At 71.8% G+C, this 4,139-nt stretch carries 4 protein-coding genes and 1 pseudogene; 2 read left to right on the top strand and 3 right to left on the bottom strand.

Translation table 11 applies throughout. From position 1 onward, the window contains the following. Positions 1 to 80 precede the first annotated feature (80 nt). Positions 81 to 704 (top strand): TetR/AcrR family transcriptional regulator, encoded by a 624-nt coding sequence (locus tag EST54_RS33475; protein ID WP_239012753.1) that lies wholly within the window; start codon positions 81 to 83, stop codon positions 702 to 704. 48 nt (positions 705 to 752) lie between these two features. Here the strand turns inward: EST54_RS33475 and EST54_RS33470 are convergent, their stop codons facing one another. Together EST54_RS33470 and EST54_RS33465 are read right to left on the bottom strand one after the other, a co-directional pair. Further along, on the bottom strand, positions 753 to 1,706 hold the full coding sequence (locus tag EST54_RS33470) for a DeoR/GlpR family DNA-binding transcription regulator (RefSeq protein WP_239013098.1): 954 nt from the start codon (positions 1,704 to 1,706) through the stop codon (positions 753 to 755). Positions 1,707 to 2,042: 336 nt separating this feature from the next. Continuing rightward, positions 2,043 to 3,488: an NAD(P)H-quinone dehydrogenase gene (locus EST54_RS33465; RefSeq protein ID WP_129251428.1), complete on the bottom strand. Its 1,446-nt coding sequence runs from the start codon at positions 3,486 to 3,488 to the stop codon at positions 2,043 to 2,045. 137 nt (positions 3,489 to 3,625) lie between these two features. Between EST54_RS33465 and EST54_RS33460 the strand changes: the two genes are divergently transcribed. After that, a complete protein-coding gene (locus EST54_RS33460) occupies positions 3,626 to 4,063 on the top strand; it encodes a gamma-glutamylcyclotransferase (protein WP_006603552.1) in 438 nt (145 codons plus the stop codon). 3 nt (positions 4,064 to 4,066) lie between these two features. Here EST54_RS33460 and EST54_RS33455 read toward each other — a convergent pair. Then, a pseudogene (locus tag EST54_RS33455) lies at positions 4,067 to 4,139 on the bottom strand (gamma-glutamylcyclotransferase); the annotation flags it as partial.

Genomic DNA, 4,139 nt, shown 5'->3' with positions numbered 1-4,139 from the left:
GGGCGTACGTCCTGCGCCCGCCCCGCAATGGCATCCTGGAGCAACCGGGCCGCGACCGGCCGGGGCGAGGGAGGACGGCGATGGCGACCGAAACGGCAGGGCAGGGGCCGGTGGCGTCCGCACCGGGGCGGGCGCAGGACGTACGCCCCATGCGGGCCGATGCGCGCCGCAACTACGAGCGGCTGCTGGCCGAGGCCCGTACGGCGTTCACCGCGCACGGCACGGACACCTCGCTGGAGGACATCGCGCGCCGCGCCGGCGTCGGCATCGGCACGCTCTACCGGCACTTCCCCAACCGGACCGCCCTGATGGGCGCCGTCTTCCAGGGCGAGGTGGACGCGCTGCTGGCCTACGCCAGGGAGCTGGCCGACGCGCCGCAGCCGTGCGCCGCGCTGGTCGCCTGGCTGCGCGCGATCATCACCCACGCCAGCACCTACCGCGGGCTGTCCCGTGCCCTGATGACGGCATCGTCGGACGAGAACTCGGGGATGGCACGGTGCTGCGTGCCGATGCGGGAGGCCGGCGGCGCGCTGCTGACCCGCGCCCAGCAGGCCGGGGCCGTACGCCCCGATGTGAGCATCGGCGACCTGATGCAGCTGACCAACGGCATCGCGCTGGCCGTCGAGGAATCCCCGGACGACCCCCAGCTCGCCGACCGGCTGCTGACGCTCACCCTCAGCGGGCTGAAGGGCGAGAAGCGCTGACGGTGCCGGGTGCGGCGCGCCCGGCGGGCGCGCCCCCGGCTCCCGCGTTCAGCGCCGCCGTGGGGCGAGATCGGCGACCCGGCCGCCCGCGGCCTCGCTCAGTGAGGGGGCCGAGCGGAGCTGTGGCCCCCCGCCCCCGGCACCCGGAGCATGGCTCCGGCGCTGCCCCGGCAGCGGGACGTCCCGCCGGGGGCCTCTTCGGTCTCCCGCGCCGCCCTCCATGCCCGGCTGCCCCGGCCCGTGACCGGTGGCGCCCGAGCCGTTGGCGACCGCGATCTGTACGCCCTGATCGGCCAGCGCCTGGAGCTCCGTGGCGGCACGGTCGTCATGCCCCGGCGGCTCGTCGGTGACGAGCCGCGTGATCACATCCGTCGGCACGGTCTGGAACATCGTGTCGGAGCCGAGCTTGGTGTGGTCGGCGAGCACCACCACCTCCCCCGCCGCCTGCACCAGCGCCCGGTCGACGCTGGCGGAGAGCATGTTGGACGTGGACAGCCCGCGCTCGGCGGTCAGACCACTGCCCGACAGAAAGGCGCGGGACACCCGCAGCCCCTGGAGGGACTGTTCGGCACCGCTGCCGACCAGCGCATAGTTGGAGCCGCGCAGGGTGCCGCCGGTCATCACGACCTCGACGCGGTTGGCATGGGCCAACGCCTGGGCAACGAGCAGGGAATTGGTGACGACGGTCAGGCCGGGGACCCGGGCGAGCCGGCGGGCCAGCTCCTGGGTGGTCGTTCCCGCCCCGACCACGATGGCCTCGCCCTCTTCGACGAAGCCGGCCGCGAGATCGGCAATGGCCGTCTTCTCCGCGGTCGCTAGATGGGATTTCTGTGGGAATCCGGATTCGCGGGTAAAGCCTCCCGGCAGGACCGCACCGCCGTGCCGGCGGTCCAGCAGTCCTTCTGCCTCCAGCGCCCGCACATCCCGCCGTACGGTTACTTCGGAGGTCTGGACGACGCGGGCGAGCTCCCGGAGCGATACGGCTCCGTTGGCGCGCACCATTTCAAGGATCAATTGGCGACGTTCTGCAGCGAACACGAAACTGACAGTAACGCCAACGACCGTCTGTTTTCAGCAGGTTGCACCAATTAACGGAAGTTGTTCACACCGCGGAGCGTGACGTGGTATGCGGTATGCATATGTCGTGCGGATGTCGAACTGCCGGGCGGCACGACCCGCTTGCCGCCTGGTCAGCCGCCCTGCCGGCCCCCACGACGGCGGGCGGCCCGGAACGGACGGGTCGCGGCCGCTGCAGGGACGTTTCATCCCCAGTACGCACCGGGGGCACAAACATTCCAATCGGCCGCCCTCACCCGCCTGCCGCCAGACCGCGTCCCGCTACTCGGTGCCCGCCTTACGGGTGTGCAGCTGGCGGGCGACCTCGGCGATCGAGCCGGACAGCGACGGGTAGACCGTGAAGGCGCTGGCGATCTGCTCGACGGTCAGATTGTTGTCGACCGCGATCGAGATCGGGTGGATCAGCTCACTGGCGCGCGGGGAGACGACCACACCGCCGACCACGATGCCGGTGCCGGGGCGGCAGAACAGCTTCACGAAGCCGTCGCGGATGCCCTGCATCTTGGCGCGCGGGTTGCGCAGCAGCGGGAGCTTGACGACCCGGGCGTCGATCTTGCCGCTGTCGACATCCGCCTGGGAGTAACCGACGGTGGCGATCTCCGGGTCGGTGAAGACGTTCGCGGAGACCGTCTTGAGGTTCAGCGGCGTGACCGCGTCGCCGAGGAAGTGGTACATCGCGATCCGGCCCTGCATCGCGGCGACGGACGCCAGCGCGAAGACACCGGTGCAGTCACCGGCCGCGTACACGCCCGGGGCGGTGGTGCGGGAGACCTTGTCCGTCCAGACGTGGCCGGATTCCCTGAGCTTGACGCCGGCCGCCTCCAGACCGATGTCCGCGGTGTTGGGGATCGAGCCGACCGCCATCAGACAGTGCGTACCGGAGATCGTGCGGCCGTCGGCGAGGGTGACCTCGACGCGGTCGCCGACCCGTTTGGCGGACTGGGCCCGCGAGCGCGACATGACGTTCATGCCGCGGCGGCGGAAGACGTCCTCCAGCACGGCGGCGGCGTCCGGGTCCTCGCCCGGCAGCACGCGGTCACGGGAGGAGACGAGGGTGACGCGGGAGCCGAGCGCCTGGTAGGCGCCGGCGAACTCGGCGCCGGTGACACCCGAACCGACCACGATCAGCTCTTCGGGCAGCTCGTCGAGGTCGTAGACCTGCGTCCAGTTCAGGATCCGCTCGCCGTCGGGGAGCGCGTCGGGGATCTCGCGGGGGTGCGCGCCGGTGGCGATCAGCACCGCGTCCGCGATCAGGCCCTCCGAGGTGCCGTCGGCGGCGGTGACGGTCACCTTGCGGGAACCGTCCGGCGCCTGACCCGGCTCCAGCCGGCCGCGGCCGCGCATGACCCGGCCGCCGGCGCGGGTCACCGAGGCGGTGATGTCATGCGACTGGGCGAGCGCGAGACGCTTGACCCGTCGGTTGACCTTGCCGAGGTCCACGCCCACCACCCGGGCGGGCCGCTCGTTGTGCGGGGTGTCGTCCTCGACGATGATGCCGAGTTCCTCGTACGACGAATCGAAGGTGGTCATCACCTCGGCCGTGGCGATAAGGGTCTTCGACGGCACGCAGTCGGTCAGCACCGACGCCCCGCCCAGACCGTCGCAGTCGACGACGGTCACCTCCGCGCCGAGGGAGGCGGCCACCAGGGCCGCTTCGTATCCGCCGGGTCCGCCACCGATGATCACGATCCGAGTCACGTACTCCATTGTCCCGCACGCCCGTACGCCACTCACGCCGGGGGCACACTGCCGCACTGACCGGCAGCGGGGCACGCCGACCGGGCACGTGGTGCGAACCTCCGGTACCACGGGTCCGGCGGGCAACCTCCCGTACCCTCGGAACCATGTCGCTCTACGCCGCCTACGCCGGCAACCTCGACGCGCGGCTGATGTCCCGCCGCGCACCGCACTCGCCGCTGCGCGGCACGGGCTGGCTCAACGGCTGGCGGCTGACCTTCGGTGGCGAGCAGATGGGCTGGGAAGGCGCACTGGCGACGATCGTCGAGGCCCCCGCCTCCCAGGTCTTCGTCGCGCTCTACGACATCGCGCCCATGGACGAGGAGTCCATGGACCGCTGGGAAGGCGTCGGCATGGACGTCTACCGCCGGATGCGGGTGCGGGTGCACACCCTCGACGGCGACGAGGCGGCGTGGCTCTATGTCCTCAACGGCTACGAGGGCGGCCTCCCGTCGGCCCGCTACCTGGGCGAGATCGCCGACGCCGCAGAATCGGCCGGCGCCCCGCACGACTATGTGATGGAGCTGCGGAAGCGGCCTTGTTGAAGGGTGGGGGGCTTCGGCGTCGGCGATCTCGCCCAGGTAGCGGGCCGACGGGAGGCCGCCCTCGTAGCCGTTGAGG

Origin of the sequence: Streptomyces sioyaensis, from assembly GCF_004122735.1 — a bacterium.
GTDB classification, from domain to species: Bacteria; Actinomycetota; Actinomycetes; order Streptomycetales; family Streptomycetaceae; genus Streptomyces; species Streptomyces sioyaensis.
Note: the sequence above shows the minus strand (reverse complement) of the source record. Positions and strands in the feature narration are given on the sequence as shown.

Bases quoted from the DNA above. Each gene is read 5' to 3' on its own strand.
- EST54_RS33460 (WP_006603552.1), top strand. From the start codon at position 3,626: ATGTCGCTCTACGCCGCCTACGCCGGCAACCTCGACGCGCGGCTGATG.
- EST54_RS33475 (WP_239012753.1), top strand. From the start codon at position 81: ATGGCGACCGAAACGGCAGGGCAGGGGCCGGTGGCGTCCGCACCGGGG.
- EST54_RS33465 (WP_129251428.1), bottom strand. From the start codon at position 3,488: ATGGAGTACGTGACTCGGATCGTGATCATCGGTGGCGGACCCGGCGGA.
- EST54_RS33470 (WP_239013098.1), bottom strand. From the start codon at position 1,706: ATGGTGCGCGCCAACGGAGCCGTATCGCTCCGGGAGCTCGCCCGCGTC.